The organism is Telluria sp. PB2R4, from assembly GCF_059685695.1.
Window position 1 is genome coordinate 1 of record NZ_JCASIC010000010.1, and the last position, 16276, is coordinate 16276.

At 65.5% G+C, this 16276-nt stretch carries 16 protein-coding genes; 9 read left to right on the forward strand and 7 right to left on the reverse strand.

What is annotated here, in order from left to right:
• Positions 1-352: 352 nt before the first annotated feature.
• Together AC56LU_RS16530 and AC56LU_RS16535 are read right to left on the reverse strand one after the other, a co-directional pair.
• Positions 353-1870, reverse strand: a complete 1518-nt coding sequence (locus tag AC56LU_RS16530) for a phospholipase D family protein (protein WP_497176707.1) — start codon at positions 1868-1870, stop codon at positions 353-355.
• A 54-nt stretch (positions 1871-1924) separates the two neighbouring features.
• A complete protein-coding gene (locus AC56LU_RS16535; protein ID WP_497176708.1) occupies positions 1925-2704 on the reverse strand; it encodes an enoyl-CoA hydratase-related protein in 780 nt (259 codons plus the stop codon).
• A 188-nt stretch (positions 2705-2892) separates the two neighbouring features.
• On the opposite strand from AC56LU_RS16535, the gene AC56LU_RS16540 reads away from it, so the two are divergent.
• Complete coding sequence (locus tag AC56LU_RS16540; protein WP_497176709.1) at positions 2893-4110, forward strand: MFS transporter; 1218 nt, start codon at positions 2893-2895, stop codon at positions 4108-4110.
• An 8-nt stretch (positions 4111-4118) separates the two neighbouring features.
• Here the strand turns inward: AC56LU_RS16540 and mltA are convergent, their stop codons facing one another.
• Positions 4119-5339, reverse strand: a complete 1221-nt coding sequence (gene mltA, locus AC56LU_RS16545; RefSeq protein WP_497176710.1) for a murein transglycosylase A — start codon at positions 5337-5339, stop codon at positions 4119-4121.
• 6 nt (positions 5340-5345) lie between these two features.
• Between mltA and AC56LU_RS16550 the strand changes: the two genes are divergently transcribed.
• Positions 5346-5495 carry a hypothetical protein gene (locus AC56LU_RS16550; RefSeq protein ID WP_497176881.1) on the forward strand — a complete coding sequence of 50 codons (150 nt, stop codon included), beginning with the start codon at positions 5346-5348 and terminating at the stop codon, positions 5493-5495.
• Here the strand turns inward: AC56LU_RS16550 and apaG are convergent, their stop codons facing one another.
• Entirely contained in the window at positions 5496-5870 is a 375-nt protein-coding gene (apaG, locus tag AC56LU_RS16555; RefSeq protein ID WP_497176711.1) for a Co2+/Mg2+ efflux facilitator ApaG/CorD, read from the reverse strand.
• Positions 5871-6040: 170 nt separating this feature from the next.
• Here apaG and rpe point away from each other — a divergent pair, with 170 nt between their 5' ends.
• From rpe to AC56LU_RS16590, 7 genes are all read left to right on the forward strand, one after another.
• Positions 6041-6712 (forward strand): ribulose-phosphate 3-epimerase, encoded by a 672-nt coding sequence (rpe, locus tag AC56LU_RS16560; protein ID WP_497176712.1) that lies wholly within the window; start codon positions 6041-6043, stop codon positions 6710-6712.
• Positions 6712-7410, forward strand: a complete 699-nt coding sequence (locus tag AC56LU_RS16565) for a phosphoglycolate phosphatase (RefSeq protein WP_497176713.1) — start codon at positions 6712-6714, stop codon at positions 7408-7410. Before rpe ends, AC56LU_RS16565 begins: the two co-directional genes overlap by 1 nt.
• A gap of 192 nt (positions 7411-7602) precedes the next feature.
• Positions 7603-9099, forward strand: a complete 1497-nt coding sequence (trpE, locus tag AC56LU_RS16570) for an anthranilate synthase component I (RefSeq protein WP_497176714.1) — start codon at positions 7603-7605, stop codon at positions 9097-9099.
• 1 nt (position 9100) lies between these two features.
• Positions 9101-9664, forward strand: a complete 564-nt coding sequence (locus tag AC56LU_RS16575; protein ID WP_497176715.1) for an anthranilate synthase component II — start codon at positions 9101-9103, stop codon at positions 9662-9664.
• A gap of 187 nt (positions 9665-9851) precedes the next feature.
• Positions 9852-10889: an anthranilate phosphoribosyltransferase gene (trpD, locus tag AC56LU_RS16580; RefSeq protein ID WP_497176716.1), complete on the forward strand. Its 1038-nt coding sequence runs from the start codon at positions 9852-9854 to the stop codon at positions 10887-10889.
• A 32-nt stretch (positions 10890-10921) separates the two neighbouring features.
• Positions 10922-11722 (forward strand): indole-3-glycerol phosphate synthase TrpC, encoded by an 801-nt coding sequence (trpC, locus tag AC56LU_RS16585; RefSeq protein ID WP_497176717.1) that lies wholly within the window; start codon positions 10922-10924, stop codon positions 11720-11722.
• A gap of 82 nt (positions 11723-11804) precedes the next feature.
• Positions 11805-12332 (forward strand): hypothetical protein, encoded by a 528-nt coding sequence (locus AC56LU_RS16590; protein WP_497176718.1) that lies wholly within the window; start codon positions 11805-11807, stop codon positions 12330-12332.
• A 38-nt stretch (positions 12333-12370) separates the two neighbouring features.
• On the opposite strand, the gene AC56LU_RS16595 is transcribed toward AC56LU_RS16590, so the two are convergent.
• The 3 genes from AC56LU_RS16595 to AC56LU_RS16605 all read right to left on the reverse strand — a co-directional run bounded on the left by AC56LU_RS16595 (position 12371) and on the right by AC56LU_RS16605 (position 16267).
• Positions 12371-13639 carry an amidohydrolase gene (locus AC56LU_RS16595; protein WP_497176876.1) on the reverse strand — a complete coding sequence of 423 codons (1269 nt, stop codon included), beginning with the start codon at positions 13637-13639 and terminating at the stop codon, positions 12371-12373.
• A gap of 112 nt (positions 13640-13751) precedes the next feature.
• Entirely contained in the window at positions 13752-15581 is a 1830-nt protein-coding gene (locus AC56LU_RS16600; protein WP_497176719.1) for a M61 family metallopeptidase, read from the reverse strand.
• Between the two features lie 83 nt (positions 15582-15664).
• On the reverse strand, positions 15665-16267 hold the full coding sequence (locus AC56LU_RS16605) for a nucleotidyltransferase family protein (protein WP_497176720.1): 603 nt from the start codon (positions 16265-16267) through the stop codon (positions 15665-15667).
• Positions 16268-16276 lie beyond the last annotated feature (9 nt).

The window sequence follows — 16276 nt, forward strand, 5'->3', positions numbered from 1 at the left end:
TGCTGGGCAACGTTAATACTTTTGTGAACATTTGATAATTTAAGTAATCAGTAACCGAAGTCACTGGCACCTTCATCAAACGCCCACACTTATCGACTGTTGATTGTTAAAGAACTTGTTCTGTACTACCTTGCTGTACCGTACGAAGCGTTGTGTTCGTCAGCAGCAGAGAAGTGAGATTATGCAGTGTTTCGCTTAACTCGTCAACCCCTCGTCCGCTTCGTTTTTCAGATTTTCCTGTTGAGCTTGTTACCGTAAGCACTTGATTACGTTAACGTTTTTTGCTCACACCGAAGCGGAGGCGAACTATAGCAAACCCCTGCCCTACCGCGCAAGACCCTGCCGTGAATTTTCACAACAGCCAGTCGATCGGCAGCAAAGACAGTAGCCGTATGCCAGTGCGCTTCCAAATGGTGGTGCCCGGTTCCTGGTCGTGGCGGCGTGTCGTGCCATTCGAACGTTCCAGCCAAAACAGTTTGCCGTTTTCGTCGAGACGTACTTCATAAGCGCGGTCCGGCATGTCCCGGTCGAGCGTCTGGCTGAGCCGCCCGGCCAGCTGCGGGCTGTCGATGACCAGCCCCATTTCGGTATTCAGGTCGACCGAGCGCCTGTCCATATTGAAGGAGCCGATATACACGCTGCGGCCGTCCACGCCGAAGGTCTTCGCATGCAGGCTGGAGGCGGAGCTGCCGAAACGACCCTTCCCGGTATGCGGCAATTCCGGGCCCCATCTGCGGCGCAGCTCGAACAGGGATACGCCCGCCTCGACCAGCTCGCGCCGCCATTTCGCGTAACCCGCGTGCACGGCCGCCACGTCGGTCGCTTCAAGCGAGTTGGTCAGCACGCGCACCTTGACGCCGCTTCGGGCGAAGTCGCCCAGCGCATGCGCAGCATCCGGGCTGGGGACAAAATAGGGAGAAACCAGGTCGAGCTGGCGCCGCGGCTCCCCCAGCAGTTTGCGCAGGCCGACGGCCATGCGTCCGTCCGGATGGGCCTGGCCCAACACCTTCGCGGGGTCGTCGCTGACGAGACGGGCCAGGCTCCACTCCAGCGGCAGCGTGCCCCCGATCAGATGCTCGACGAAAGGCGAGGTGCGCACCGCTTCCAGGTAACGCTGTGCTTCAGGCGGGCCGCGCAGGGCCTCGGCACGTCCGGCCAATGCGCCCGGAGCTTCGGCCTGGGCCGGGTCGACCAGCAACGTCACGGGATAAGCCGAGGCACTGTTCCAATAACGGTCGAAGTCCTGCGACACTGCGGGCACCGCCGGGCCGACCGCCAGGACGTCGAGGTCGACGAACAGCATGGCGCCCGCCGCCCCGAAGTATTCGTCACCGATATTGCGGCCGCCGACGATGGTGGCCTGGTTGTCGGCCGTGAAGGACTTGTTGTGCATGCGCCGGTTCAGGCGCCGGAAGTCGGTCAGGTAGCCGAGCGCGCGCCAGCGGCGCATGCCGAAGGGATTGAACAGGCGTACCTCGACGTTCGCTTCGCGGTCGAGGGCGGCGAGGACGGGATCGAGTTCGGCGGTGTTGTTATCGTCGAGGAGCAGCCGCACCCGGACGCCGCGTGCGGCGGCGCGGCGCAGGGCATCCAGCATGAGCGTGCCGGTCTGGTCGCCGCGCCAAATATAGTACTGCACGTCGAGACTGCGCTCGGCGCTGTGGGCAAGCAGTACGCGCGCCGCAAAGGCGTCGCGCCCGTCGATCAGCGGATAGACCCCGGAATGTCCCGGATGGGCGGCCGCGAGCGGCGCGATCGCCTGCCCCAGCAGGGTGCCCTCGGTGCCGGCCAGCGCCACCGAGTCGATGCGGGGACCGAGCGGCGGCAGCGAGGTGCAGCCGTAGGCCGCCACGGCGACCAGGGAGACCATGGCGAGCGCCGCCGCTCCTCGACGACATGCCGGGAACGACGCCGCCCTCATCGCTTACATGCCTTCGAAATTCGGCTTGCGCTTCTCGAGGAAGGCCGACATGCCTTCTTTTTGCGCAGGTGTGCCGAAGCCCGCGTGGAAGTAACGGCGCTCGTAGCGCACGCCTTCGGTGAGCGGCATCTGGTAGGCCTGGTTGACGCAATCCTTGATCTGCATGGCTACCGACACCGGCATCTCGGCGATGCCCTGGGCGACCTTGAGCGCCTCTTCCATCACGGTATCGAGCGAGTACACGCGCGACACCAGACCGGTGCGCTCGGCCTCGGCCGCATCGATCATGCGGGTAGTCAGCAGCATGTCCATCGCCTTCGACTTCGAGATCGCGCGCGGCAGGCGCTGGGTGCCGCCGGCGCCCGGGGTGACGCCGACCTTGATTTCCGGCTGGCCGAACTTGGCGGTCTCTGAGGCGATAAGGAAGTCGCACATCATGGCCAGTTCGCAGCCGCCGCCCAGGCAGTAGCCCGACACCACGCCGACCACCGGCTTGCGGATATTCAGGATGTGCTCCCAGTTGCGGCCGATGTAATTGCCCGGATACGTGTCTGCCGCATAGGTGTAGTTGGCCATGGCGGCGATGTCCGCGCCCGCGGCGAAGACCTTGTCGCTGCCGGTCAGGACGATCACGTTCACCGCAGGGTCGGCATCGAACGCGTGCAGCGCGGCCCCCAGCTCGTTCATCATGTTGTCGTTCAGCGCATTCATCGCCTTCGGACGGTTCAGGCGGATCACGACGACCTTGCCGTGGTTTTCGATCAGCAGATCTGCATATTCCATGTGGCTTCCCTTTTTCAAGTGAGACGGATCGTAGGTTGGAAGGATTGCCCGGATTGTAACGTCTCACGCCCCAGCAATCACGGTATGATTATTTGTTCAGCAATATTCTGTGCGAGATCACCATTCGTAAGTTCGGCACACATTGGTTCAACAATTGGCTCCGCCAACGCATCCCCGCCGACTCGGTGATGCACGCCCCGGACTTTCGCCGCTTCTGGTTCAGCAGCATCCTGGCCCAATTCGGCGCCCAGATCACGCTGCTGGCCCTGCCGATCTGCGCGGTCCTGATGCTGCATGCGACGCCCGCCCAGATGGGCACCCTGGCCGCCTTCGAATCCCTGCCCTTCCTGCTGTTCGGCCTGCCCTCGGGCGTGCTGCTGGACCGCAGCCGCCGCCTGCCGGTGATCATGGCCAGCGATGCCGTGGTCGCGATCGCGCTCGCCAGCGTGCCGCTGGCCTGGTGGTTCGGCATGCTCACCATCCCCTGGCTGTACGCGGTCGGCTTCGTGATCGGGGCCGGCCACGTGGTGGGTGGCAGCGCCGAACAGGTATTCCTGACCTTCCTGGTCGGGCGCGACGGCCTGGTCGATGCCCAGTCGAAGTTCGCCGCCACGGAATCGGCGGCGCGCGTCATCGGACCCGGCATGGCGGGCGGACTGGTGCAACTGCTGGGCGCCCCGGTCGCCATCCTGTGCAACGTCGCCGGTTTCATCGTCTCGCTGCTCAACCTGCGCCGTATCCGCGCGCGCGAACCGCAGCCGCCGCCGTCGAATTCCCATCCGCTGCGCGACATCCAGGAAGGCCTGGCTTTCGTCTGGAACCAGCCGTTGCTGCGCACTCTGGCCTGGGTCTCGGCCTGCTGGCACCTGCTGTTCTACGGCTACACCGCCCTGCACGTGATTTTCGCCACGCGCGTGCTCGGCATGACGGCGGGGACCATGGGCATGGCCAACATGCTCGGCGGCCTGGGCGTGCTGGCAGCCTCGCTGCTGGTCAAGCCGCTCTCGAAGCGCTTCGGCACCGGCGGCGGCATCCTGATCGGGCTTTGCGTGTCGGCGTTCGGCTTCGCCCTGGTGCCGGCGATCCCGGCGGCGCTGTTCGGCAGCGCAGTATGGACCGTCGCCGCCTATGCCCTCGTGGTGTTCTGGATCGACTGCGGTGCGACGCTGTTCTTCGTCCCCTACATCGCGCTGCGCCAGCGCGTGACGCCGGATGCGGTACTGGGCCGCATGGTGGCGACGATGCGCGCCCTCACCGTGGCTGCCGCGCCGCTGGGCGCCCTGCTGGCGGGCGCGCTGGGTGAAGGATTCGGCGTGCGCGCGGGCCTGGGCTGCATCGCCGCCGGCGCCGTGCTGCTGGCCGCCGGCAGCGTATTCGGCACCCGCCTGAAGGACGCGAAAGCGTAAAGCGCTTCTTATGGCGTCTTGCGCGGGAGCAGCACCCAGACCTGGCCGCGCTGCTTCATCTTGCCGGCCCGGTCCATGGCGTCGGCTCCGAAGCCGTAGAAGAAGTCGGCCCGCACCGCACCGCGGATGGCGCCACCGGTGTCCTGCGCCATCATCAGGCGCTGCATCGGTACCTCGCTGCCGGCTTCGGTCGTCGCCAGGAACAGCGGCGCGCCCAGCGGCACGAAGGCCGGGTCGATCGCCACCGAACGCCCCGGCGTCAGTGGCACGCCCAGCGCACCCTTCGGGCCGAGCGACGGATCCGGCAGCTTCTCTTCGCGGAAGAAGATGGTGCTGGGGTTCACGTTGAACAGCTCCTGGCGCCGCCCCGGGTTGGCGGCGATCCAGGCGCGGATGCCTTGGGCCGTGACCTGCTCCGCGGTGAGCTCGCCCTGCTCCACCAGCCAGCGGCCGATCGCCTTGTACGGATGGCCGTTCTGGTCGGCATAGGCAACACGCACGGTCTCGCCGCTGTCGAGTTCTACCCGGCCGGAGCCCTGCACCTCGAGGAAGAAAGCCTCCACCGGATCGCTTACCCACAGCAGTTCCTTGCCGTTGAGCGGTGCGCGCGCGATCTCGGCGCGGCTGCTGTACGGAACCACAGTCTTGCCTTCGATGCGGCCGCGCAGGCGCATGCCCTTCAGTTGCGGATACACGCTGGCCAGGTCGACCGTGAACAGGTCGTCGGGGACGCGGTAGAGCGGCGTCTGGTTGGCGCCGCCGCGCTTGCGCGAGCCATGCAGCATCGCTTCGTAGTAGCCGGTGATCAGGCCGGTGTCGGCGCCGTCGGCGGCGCGCACCAGGTTGGGCACGAACCGGGTCTCGAAGAAGCGGCGCACCGCCATGCCGTCGCTCGCGTCAAGGGCGCGGGCGGCGGTGCAGACCGCCTTCCAGTCGGCCTTGCCGTTCAGGCCGCGACAGGATTGCAGCATGGCCGGCCAGGCCTGGCGCAGGTCGTCCTGCTCCCAACCCGGCAAGGCGCTGAAGGTGGTCGGCGTCATCAAGGGTGTCGGCGCGGGAGGCTGGACCGGCTGGGGTGGCACATACACCGGGCCCACCGGCGGCGGCATTGTCACCGGCCCGGCGGGCTTGGGCGCCTGCTGCTGCGGCTGCGGCGGCGTGGTCGAGCAAGCCGCCAAAAAGGCGACGAGGGCAAGCGAAGCGGTTACACTGCGGCGTGTTGAAAGCATAAGGACGTGAGGGCCAATATGTGGATCTTGATGGTGGAAGCCGGCGTGGCGCTGTTCCTGCTCGTCTTTATCGTCTGGTGGACGATGTTTGCGGGCCGCAAGGACGTGCCGGGCGACGAACCCGCGCACAAAGAGAAAGACGCGGGCGAGCAGTAATCAGTGCAGCGCGCCAGGCTGCGCCAGCACGAATTCGGGGATCGGCACTTCGAAGCGGTGGCCATCCTCGGCCACGCAGAAGTATTCGCCCTTCATCGAGCCCTGTGGCGTCGACGACTGGGTGCCGCTGGTGTACTCGAACTGCTGGCCCGGTTGCAGCAGCGGCTGGTGGCCGACCACGCCCAGGCCCTTCACTTCCTGTACCGCGTTGTTGGCGTCGGTGATGACCCAGTGGCGCGAGATCAGCTGGGCCGTGATGCTGCCCGTGTTGGTGATCGTGATGGTGTAGCTGAACACGTACTGGTCCCGTTCCGGGTTGGACTGCTCGGGCAGGTACTGGGTCCTGACCTTGACAGCGAATTCATAGGCGGGCATGGGGATTCCTTGCGTGATCGTCAATATTGGTGGAAGCGCCACCTGTGGCGCAAACGACAATCATACCGCGCGGCGCGGCCCAAGGTCGCCTCAGGCGCAGCGGGCATGCGCTTCCTCAGCGTAAAATAGCGGATTCCGAAATCATATTCACTTCGTTTGCACGCCCGCCCATGACCACCTACCGCATCGCCCCCAGCATCCTGTCCGCCGATTTCGCCCGCCTGGGCGAGGAAGTGCGCAATGTCGTCGCCGCCGGCGCCGACATCATCCACTTCGACGTGATGGACAATCACTACGTCCCGAACCTGACCATCGGCCCGCTGGTGTGCCAGGCGATCCGCCCGCACGTGCAGGTGCCGATCGACGTGCACCTGATGGTCAAGCCGGTCGACCGCATCATCCCGGACTTCGCCAAGGCCGGCGCCAACATCATTACCTTTCACCCGGAAGCCTCGGAGCACATCGACCGCACCCTGCAGCTGATCCGCGATAACGGCTGCAAGGCAGGCCTGGTGTTCAACCCGCACACCCCGCTGCACTACCTCGAGCACGTGATGGACAAGATCGACATGATCCTGATCATGTCGGTGAACCCCGGCTTCGGCGGCCAGTCCTTCATCCCGCAGGCGCTGAAGAAGATCGCCATGGCGCGCCGCATGATCGACGAATCGGGCCGCGACATCATGCTGGAAGTCGATGGCGGCATCAAGGCCGACAACATCGCCGAAGCCGCCGCCGCCGGCGCCGACACCTTCGTTGCCGGCTCGGCCATCTTCGGCAAGCCGGACTACAAGGCCGTGATCGACGCCATGCGCGGCGAGCTGGCGAAAGTAGGTAAGTAATGCGGGCCGGCGCAGCAAGCATTCGGGCCGCCATCATCGACCTGGACGGCACCATGCTCGATACGGTGCCCGACTTCGAGGCGGCCCTGAACGGCATGCGCGCCGACCTGGGTCTCGCGCCCATCACGCAGGATTCAATCAAGCCGCTGGTCGGCAAGGGCTCCGAAAAGCTGGTGCGCGACGCGCTGTTGCTCGACTGGGATGCGGCGCGCGTCGATGCCGCATTCGATGACGCGCTGGCCGGCTACCAGCGCCACTACCTGGCCATCAATGGCGACCGCAGCACGCTGTTCGACGGCGTGCTCGAAGGCCTTGCGGCCATGAAGGAACAGGGCCTGCGCCTGGCCTGCGTCACCAACAAGCCGGTCGCCTTCACCACGCCGCTGCTGGCGCAGAAGGGACTCGCGCCCTGGTTCGAGCTGGTCTACGGCGGCGACTCCTTCCCGAAGAAGAAGCCGGACCCGATGCCGCTGCTGGGCGTCTGCACCGCATTCGACCTGCCGCCATCGCAGATCGTGGCGATCGGCGACTCATCCAACGATGCGGAAGCGGCGCGTGCCGCGGGGTGTTTTGTGCTCACAGTCCCATATGGTTATAACCACGGACGGCCTATACAAGAAATTAATTCTGATGGTATAGTGGCCTCGCTGCTAGAAGCAGCCAAGCTGATAACTGCGCACAACCTCACCGCAAAATAAGTCATCTATACATGTTTTTCACCAAAAAACACACTGTCAAGCAAACCGGCGCCCTTGAGGCCTGGCTGTGGCGACGCTGGCAATCCTGGGCTAACTGACCCGTCCCGATTGCTGCCGCTTGCGTTCGTCCAGCGGCAGGTTTTTTGAAGTGAACCACCGCCCTTCCCTCTCCCGGGCGGTCTGGAGACAAGCATGACCGAACTCGAATTCAAATCGCTGGCCAACCAGGGCTACAACCGCATTCCCTTGATCGCGGAAGCCTTCGCCGACTTAGAGACCCCGCTCACGCTCTACCTCAAGCTGGCCCAGTCGCAGGGGTCAGGCAAGAACACCTTCCTGCTCGAATCGGTGGTCGGAGGCGAGCGCTTCGGCCGCTATTCCTTCATCGGCCTGCCCGCCTCGACCCTCATCCGCAGCAGCGGCAATCGCCTCGAGGTCGTCAAGCACGGCGAAGTGGTCGAGACGCACGAGGGCAATCCGCTCGAATTCATCGAGGCCTACCAGTCGCGCTTCAAGGTAGCGCTGCGCCCGGGCCTGCCGCGCTTCTGCGGCGGCCTGGCCGGCTACTTCGGCTACGACACCGTGCGCCACATCGAGCGCAAGCTGGCAGCCACCTGCCCGCCGGACGAGCTGGGCCTGCCGGACATCCAGCTGATGCTGACCGAAGAGCTGGCGGTGATCGACAACCTGTCGGGCAAGCTGTACCTGATCGTCTACGCCGACCCGGCCCAGCCGGAAGCCTATGCCAAAGGACGGCAGCGCCTGAAAGACCTGCGCGTGATGCTGCGCCGGAGCGTCGATGCGCCGGTGACGTCCAGCTCGGTACGTACCGAAGCGGTGCGCGACTTTAGCAAGGAAGATTATTTGAAGGCGGTGGCCAAGGCCCACGAATACGTGATGGCGGGCGACCTGATGCAGGTGCAGATCGGCCAGCGCATCCGCAAGCCCTACGTGGATTCGCCTCTGTCGCTGTACCGTTCGCTGCGCTCGCTGAACCCCTCGCCCTATATGTACTACTACAACTTCGGCGACATGCAGATCGTCGGCGCTTCGCCGGAGATTTTGGTGCGCAACGAGTCCCTCCCCGACGGTGGCAAGAAGGTCACCCTGCGCCCGATCGCCGGCACCCGTCCGCGCGGCGCCACGCCGGAGCGCGACGCCGAACTGTCGGCCGAACTGCTGGCCGACCCGAAGGAAATCGCCGAGCACGTGATGCTGATCGACCTGGCGCGCAACGACATCGGCCGCATCGCGGAAACCGGCAGCGTCAAGGTGACCGACCGCATGGTGATCGAGAAGTACTCGCACGTGCAGCACATCGTCTCCAACGTCGAAGGCAAACTGAAAGACGGCATGTCGAACCTCGACGTGCTGCGCGCCACCTTCCCGGCCGGGACGCTCACCGGTGCGCCGAAGGTGCGGGCGATGGAAGTGATCGACGAGCTCGAGCCGGTCAAGCGCGGCATCTACGGCGGCGCCTGCGGCTACCTGTCATTCGGCGGCGAGATGGACGTGGCGATCGCGATCCGCACCGGCGTGATCAAGGACGGCAACCTGTACGTGCAGGCCGCGGCCGGCATCGTGGCCGACTCGATTCCCGAGATGGAATGGCAGGAAACGGAAAACAAGGCGCGCGCGGTGCTGCGCGCGGCCGAACAGGTGCAAGACGGCCTGGATGGGGAGTTCTGACATGCTGCTGATGATCGACAACTACGACTCGTTCACCTACAACATCGTCCAGTACCTGGGCGAACTGGGCGAGGATGTGCGCACCGTGCGCAACGACGAGATAACGCTGGCGCAAATCGAAGCCATGGCGCCCGAGCGCATCTGCATCTCGCCGGGCCCGAAGGCGCCGAAGGATGCCGGCATCTCGCTCGACATCCTGCGCGAATTCAAGGGCAAGCTGCCGATCCTGGGCGTGTGCCTGGGTCACCAGGCGATCGGCGAAGCCTTTGGCGGCAACGTCATCCGCGCCAAGCAGGTCATGCACGGCAAGACCTCGCTCATCGCCCATACCGGCGAAGGCGTGTTCAAGGATTTGCCCAGCCCCTTCACCGTGATCCGCTACCACTCGCTGGCGATCGAACGTTCATCGCTGCCGGACTGCCTGGAAGTGACGGCCTGGACCGACGACGGCGAGATCATGGGCGTGCGCCACCGGGAATACGACATCGAGGGGGTGCAGTTCCATCCCGAGTCGATCCTGTCGGAACACGGTCACGCGCTGTTCAAGAATTTTTTGGCGCGCTGAGCATCACCCCCGCCCGATGAGTCGTCGTTCCCGCGAAGGCGGGAACCCAATTTTGCCAGCGTCACGACTACGTTTGAATGATGTGGTACGCAACGAACTTGGATTCCCGCCTTCGCGGGAATGACGGTGCGGAGGGAAAATCCTAGAAATACGCTGCAGAGTACCTCTTACCAATACTGGAACCGCCATGCCGATCACCCCACAAGAAGCCCTGCTGCGCTGTATCGAACACCGCGAGATCTTCCACGACGAGATGCTGTCACTGTTCCGCCAGATCATGTCGGGCGAGATGTCGCCGACCATGGTCGCGGCGCTCACCATGGGCCTGCGCGTGAAAAAGGAAACCATCGGCGAGATCACCGCCGCCGCCCAGGTGATGCGTGAATTCTCGACCAAGGTGCCGATGGCCGACACCACCAACCTGCTCGACATCGTCGGCACGGGTGGCGACGGCGCCCATACCTTCAACATCTCGAGCGCCGCGATGTTCGTGGCCGCAGCCGCCGGCGCGCGCGTCGCCAAGCATGGCGGGCGCAGCGTGTCTTCGTCTTCCGGCAGCGCCGACCTGATCGAATCGCTGGGCGCCAACATCGACCTGACACCCGAACAGATCGCCCAATCGATCGCCCAGACCGGCATCGGCTTCATGTTCGCGCCCAACCACCATGCAGCCATGAAGCACGTGGCGCCAGTACGCCGCGAACTGGGCGTGCGCAGCATCTTCAATATCCTGGGGCCGCTCACCAATCCGGCCGGCGCACCGAACATCCTGATGGGCGTATTCCACCCCGACCTGGTCGGCATCCAGGTGCGCGTGCTGCAGCGCCTCGGCGCCCAACATGCGATGGTGGTGTGGGGCCGCGACAACATGGACGAAGTCTCGCTGGGCGCCGGCACCCTGGTGGGCGAGCTGGTGAACGGCGAGATCCGTGAGTACGAGATCCATCCGGAAGACTACGGCATGTCGATGATCTCGAGCCGCAACCTGAAGGTTGCCAACACCCTCGAGTCGAAGGAACGCGTGATGGAAGCGCTGCGCGGCGAAGCCGGCCCGGCCACCGACATCGTGGCGTTGAACGCCGGCACCGCGCTGTATGCGGCCGGTGTGGTGGCGTCGATCGAGGAAGGCCTGGCGAAAGCGCGCGCCACGATCGCGTCCGGCGCGGCGGTGGCCAAGCTCGAGCAATTCGTCACTGTCACGCGCCAGCTCGGCGGCCATGCCTGAACAAACCAGCCAGCGAACGCATTGAGATTCTTATGTCCGACATCCTGAACAAGATCCTGGCCGTCAAGGCCGACGAAGTCTCCGCCGCCAGGAAAGCACGCGGCCTGGCCAGCCTGCGCCGGGACGTGGAGAGCGACCTGGAAGCGCGCCGCGCCATCCGCGGTTTCGAGAACAGCCTGCGCAACAAGATCGCCGCAGGTCATGCCGGCATCATCGCGGAAGTGAAGAAGGCCTCTCCGTCAAAAGGTGTGCTGCGGCCGAACTTCCAGCCGGCGGCGATTGCGCAAAGCTACGCGGAGCATGGTGCGGCCTGCCTGTCGGTGCTGACCGACGTACAGTTCTTCCAGGGCTCCGTCGACTACCTGCGCCAGGCGCGCACGGCCTGCGCACTGCCGGTGATCCGCAAGGACTTCATCGTCGACCACTACCAGGTGTACGAGGCGCGCGACATGGGCGCGGATGCGATCCTCTTGATCGTGTCGGCCCTGGACCACGGCCTGATGGCCGAACTGGAAGCCTGCGCGTTCGACCTGGGCATGGACGTTCTGGTCGAAGTGCACGATGGCGAGGAACTGACTGCGGCGCTGAAGCTCAAGACGCCGCTGGTGGGGATCAACAACCGCAACCTGCGCACGTTTGACGTATCGCTCGACACGACCCTCGGCCTGCTGCCAAGGATTCCGGCGGAGCGCCTGGTGGTGACCGAATCGGGCATCATGGGGCCGGCGGATGTGGCGCGGATGCGGGAAGCGAACGTGCATGCCTTCCTGGTGGGCGAGGCCTTCATGCGGGCGCCGGAGCCGGGGGTGGAGTTGCAGCGCTTGTTCGGCTAAAGGCCAACGGAACTCTGGTTGATGAGCAGCGTCGAAGTTAAGCGCCCCCGAGGCGCCAACCTGCGACGCTCACACATCCACCATGAACATTTCTCTTCGCAGTAAAGCGCTTTACCCGATCCTGCTGGCGATCCTGTCCGGCTGCGCCAGCCCTCCTCCACCTACCGCCGTCGAAGAACGCAGCACGGTCGCCGTCCCGCCCAAACCGGCGCTGACCCTCGCCCCGGTGCCGCAGCCCTCGCTCAGCCTGGAAGACTACAAGGCCAATGTGGCGCGGCACGTTTATACACGCAATGCCGAGCGCAGCTTCAGCGGACCGCTGCCGCCGATGCTGCCGGCGATCGTGGTGGTCAATATCACGGTGGACCGCGACGGCCACATGACCGACGTGCAGGTGCAGCGCTCGCGCGATCCGAATGCGTCGCGGGTGGCGCTGGAGTCGATCCTGCGCAGCGGCCCGCTGCTGCCTCGCCCCGAAGGCCTGCTCGCCGCCAACAGCAACGCGATGACCTTCTCGGAGACTTTCCTGTTCGTCGAGGACTATCGCTTCCAGCTGCGCACCATTGCCGGCCCGCAGGATTGGGGCCCCTGGGGTGGCGCCGATCTATGAAAGCCAGGACGCCGGCACCCCAGCCATTTACTTGCCGCTTACTTGCCAAGAACGTTCAGCACCGCCAGGCTCATCGCCTGCGCGGCGGTCTTGATCGACGGTTCCGGCACCGGCGCGTAGAACGGCGAATGGTTGAAGGCGATCGGCTTGCCGCCTTCGCGCTCGGCATCGCGCACGGCCTTGGGGTCGTACACGCCGGTGAAGAAAAACATCGAGGGCACGCCTTCGTTGACGAACAGCGAGAAGTCCTCGCTGGCGGTCATGGCCGGCATGCGCTGGGCGTTGGCAGCCCCGAAAGCGTCCTTGAACACCGCTTCGGTCCTGGCGACCAGCGCTTCGCTGTTGACGATGGCCGCCCCGCCGCTGATCAATTGCACGTCGGGCGCCGGCGCACCGGCCATGGCGGCGGAGGCGTTGGCGACGCGGCGCACGCCCTCGAGCAGCTTGGCGCGCACGGCCGGGCTGTACGAACGGATGGTGCCGCGCACCTGCACGCTGTCCGGAATGATGTTGCCGACCGTGCCGCCCTGGATCGCGCCAATGGTGACCACGCCGAATTCCTTCGGGTCCTTCTCGCGGCTGACGACGGTCTGTACGTCGACCACGAAGCGCGCCGCAATGGTAATCGGATCGAGCGACTTGTCCGGCGCCGAGCCGTGGCCGCCGCGGCCCTTGAACACGATCTCGATCGCGTCCGAATTGGACGAGACCGGGCCGTGGTTGAAACCGACCGTCCCGTGCGCCAGCGGCCAGGAATGCAGCGCGAACGCGTAGTCGGGCTTGGGGAAACGCTTGAACAGGCCGTCGTCCAGCATCGCCCTGGCGCCGGACACGATCTCTTCCGCCGGCTGGGCGATGAACACCAGGGTGCCCTTCCATTTCTGCTTCATCTCGGCCAGCGTGCGCGCGGTGCCGAGCCATCCGGCCATGTGGACGTCGTGGCCGCAACTGTGGGTGACGAAGCTCTCGCTGCCGTTGCTCACCGCCCTGGCGCGGCTGGCGTACGGCAGGCCGGTCTTTTCTTCCATCGGCAGGCCGTCCATTTCGGTGCGCACCAGCACCGTCGGGCCGGCGCCGTTCTTCAGCACCGCCACGATGCCGGTCTTGCCCACCTTCTCCGTTACCTCGAAGCCGAGCTTGCGCATCTCCTCAGCCAGCTTGCCGGCGGTGCGCACTTCCTGGAAGGCGATTTCGGGATGGGCATGGAGGTCCTTGTAGACCGTGTCGAGCCAGGGGTACATGGCGTTGACGCGGGTGGTGATGTCGGATTTGAGTGGGGTGGGGAGCTGGGCCAGGGCGGGCGCCATGGCGAGGGAGAAGATGGAGGTGGCGATGCAGTTCAGGGCAGTTTTCAAGTAGACCTCATTGCTGACACTGTTTGAACGCGTGGGCGGCAAAGCCGCCCACGCTACGAAAGCCTTAGACGCCGCTGGGGCGCTTGAGGGCCGACGACTTCTTGCCGGCGACCGCTTGCGACAGCGTGATGCACGGCACGCGCTCGCCCTGCAGCGTCACGTCGAAGGCCATCAGCTCGTCGCGGCGGAAGGCGTGCACGCTGAACCTGTCGCCGACGCGGTAGCGCTGCAACAGCGTGTCGACATTCGACGGATTGCCGGTGACGCGCAGGCCGTCGATCGCGATCAGCACGTCGTGCGCCGACAGGCCGGCGCGGTGCGCGGCGCCGCCCTCGTGCACCTGGGTCAGCTTGGCGCCCAGCGGGTCGCGGCCGATGGCGGCGTCGAGCGACGGCTTGCCGCCCTTGCGCTCGTCCACCAGCTTGACGCCGAAGGGCGCGTAGAGCTTGGCCAGCGGCAGGTCTTCGGTTCCGCGCACCCAGCGTTCGAACTGGGTGCGCAGGCGCGTGCCGGCCACTTCGTCGAAGATCGCCTCGACTTCCGCGTCCGTCACGCCGCGGCCCGCGCCGTCGTAGAAGTCGCGCCCGAAGCGCTCCCACAGCGCCAGCATCACGTCGTCGAGCGACCTGGCGCCATTGGTCCTGGCGCGGATGGTCAGGTCGAAGGCCAGCGCGATCAGCGAACCCTTGCTGTAGTAGCTGATGATCGCGTTCGGCGAGTTCTCGTCCTGGCGATAGTACTTGCTCCAGGCGTCGAAGCTGGAATCGGCCACGCTTTGCTTGGTGCGGCCGCTGCCGCGCAGGACCCCGCCGATGGTCTTGGACAGCAGCTTGAAATAGGTCGCCTCGCCGATGATCCCGGCACGCACCAGCATCAGGTCGTCGTAGTAGCTGGTAAAGCCTTCGAACAGCCAGAGCAGCGGCGTGTAGTTCTCGGTCTGCAGGTCGTAGGGCGCGAACACCGCCGGCTTGATGCGCTTGACGTTCCAGGTGTGGAAGTACTCGTGGCTGCACAGGCCGAGGAAGCGCAGGTAGCCTTCGCCCGGCTCGGCACTCCTCGCGGTGGCCAGGCTGGGCAGGTCGGCGCGGGCGCAGATCAGGGCGGTCGAGGCGCGGTGCTCGAGGCCGCCGTAGCCGTCGCCGACCGCCATCGTCATGAACACGTAGCGGTCCATCGGCGCACGCGTCGTGTTCGGCTCGAAGAAGGCGATCTGGGTTTCGCAGATGGCTTTCAGGTCGGCCTGGAGGCGCGCCATGTCGAGGTTCGGCACGCGGCCGGTGACGACGATGTCGTGCGGGATGCCGTGCGCCTTGAAGCTTGCCAGTTCGAAGTCGCCCATCTCGACCGGATGGTCGATCAGTTCATCGTAGTCGCCTGCCACGTAGGTGCCGAAGCCGTAGCGCTTGGCGCCCAGCTCCTTCATCGCCGTGGCGACGCGCCAGCCCTTGGCAAGCGGATCGCCGGGGCGCTGGATATCCACCTGGTGAGGTAAAGCTTCCTGGCCGGCCACGCGCAGGAATACGCTGGTGCCGTTGAAGAAGCCGTGGGTCTGGTCGAGGTGGGCGGCGCGTACCGACAGGTCCCAGGCATACACCTCATAGTGCAGGGTCAGCGAGCCAGACACTCTGGCGGCGCGCCATGCGTGCTTGTCCAGTTTCGTGAGGACGACGTCCTGGCCGCCGCTCTCGGCGCGGATGCGCACGATGTTGCGCGCGAATTCGCGGATCATGTAGCTGCCCGGGATCCAGGCCGGCAGTACGAACACCTGCCCGTCCGGATCGGGGGCTGCGACCGTGACGGTGACGTTGAACAAGTGGCCGGCGAGGTCTTTCGGCACGATGGTGTACAGAATGGCGGGCTGCTCTGGCTTCTTTTTCTGGGAAGGTTTTTTCATGGTGGGTTCGTGTTCATGCGGCCGGAATATGCTCCCTAGTGTAATCGGATTCGATCACGGCTGGAAAGAATGGCATGCATGGGTCATGCCGGCAGGTCCGGGGGCGTATCGATGTCGCGCAGGATGCCGGGATCGTCCACCGCGACTTCCCGCACCGCATGGGCCAGCAGCAGCCGGCGCGCGCCCTGGTCGCCCGACATCGCCAGCAAGGCGTCGCGATGCGCGGCGCCAAAGGCAACCGGGTTGCCGCGCCGCCCCGCATGCACCGGCACGGCAATGCCTGCGCCGTCATCCACCGCGGCACGCAGCGCCACCATGGTGGACGCCGCGACAAAGGGCATGTCGCCCAGCGCCACCAGCCAGCCTTCGGCGGGCAGCGAATGCCGGATCGCGTGGACCAGCGAGGCGCCCATGCCGCTGTCGGCATCAAGGCATACGGTGACTTCGCAGCCGAGCGCGCGCAAGGCGGCGGCCACGCCCCCATCATCGGGCGGCACCACCGCGACCACGCGCGGCACACAGGACAGGAGAAGGCGCGCGCTGGCGGCCACCACGAGGTCGCCGCCTGGCAGCCGCTGGAGCAGCTTGTTGCGCACGCCGCTGGGGTCGAAGCGGCGGCCCCGGCCGGCGGCAAGCAGGACGCCGGTCAGGGAGGTGCGCGTCGGCGACATGCGCGTCGGCGACATGCGCGTCTG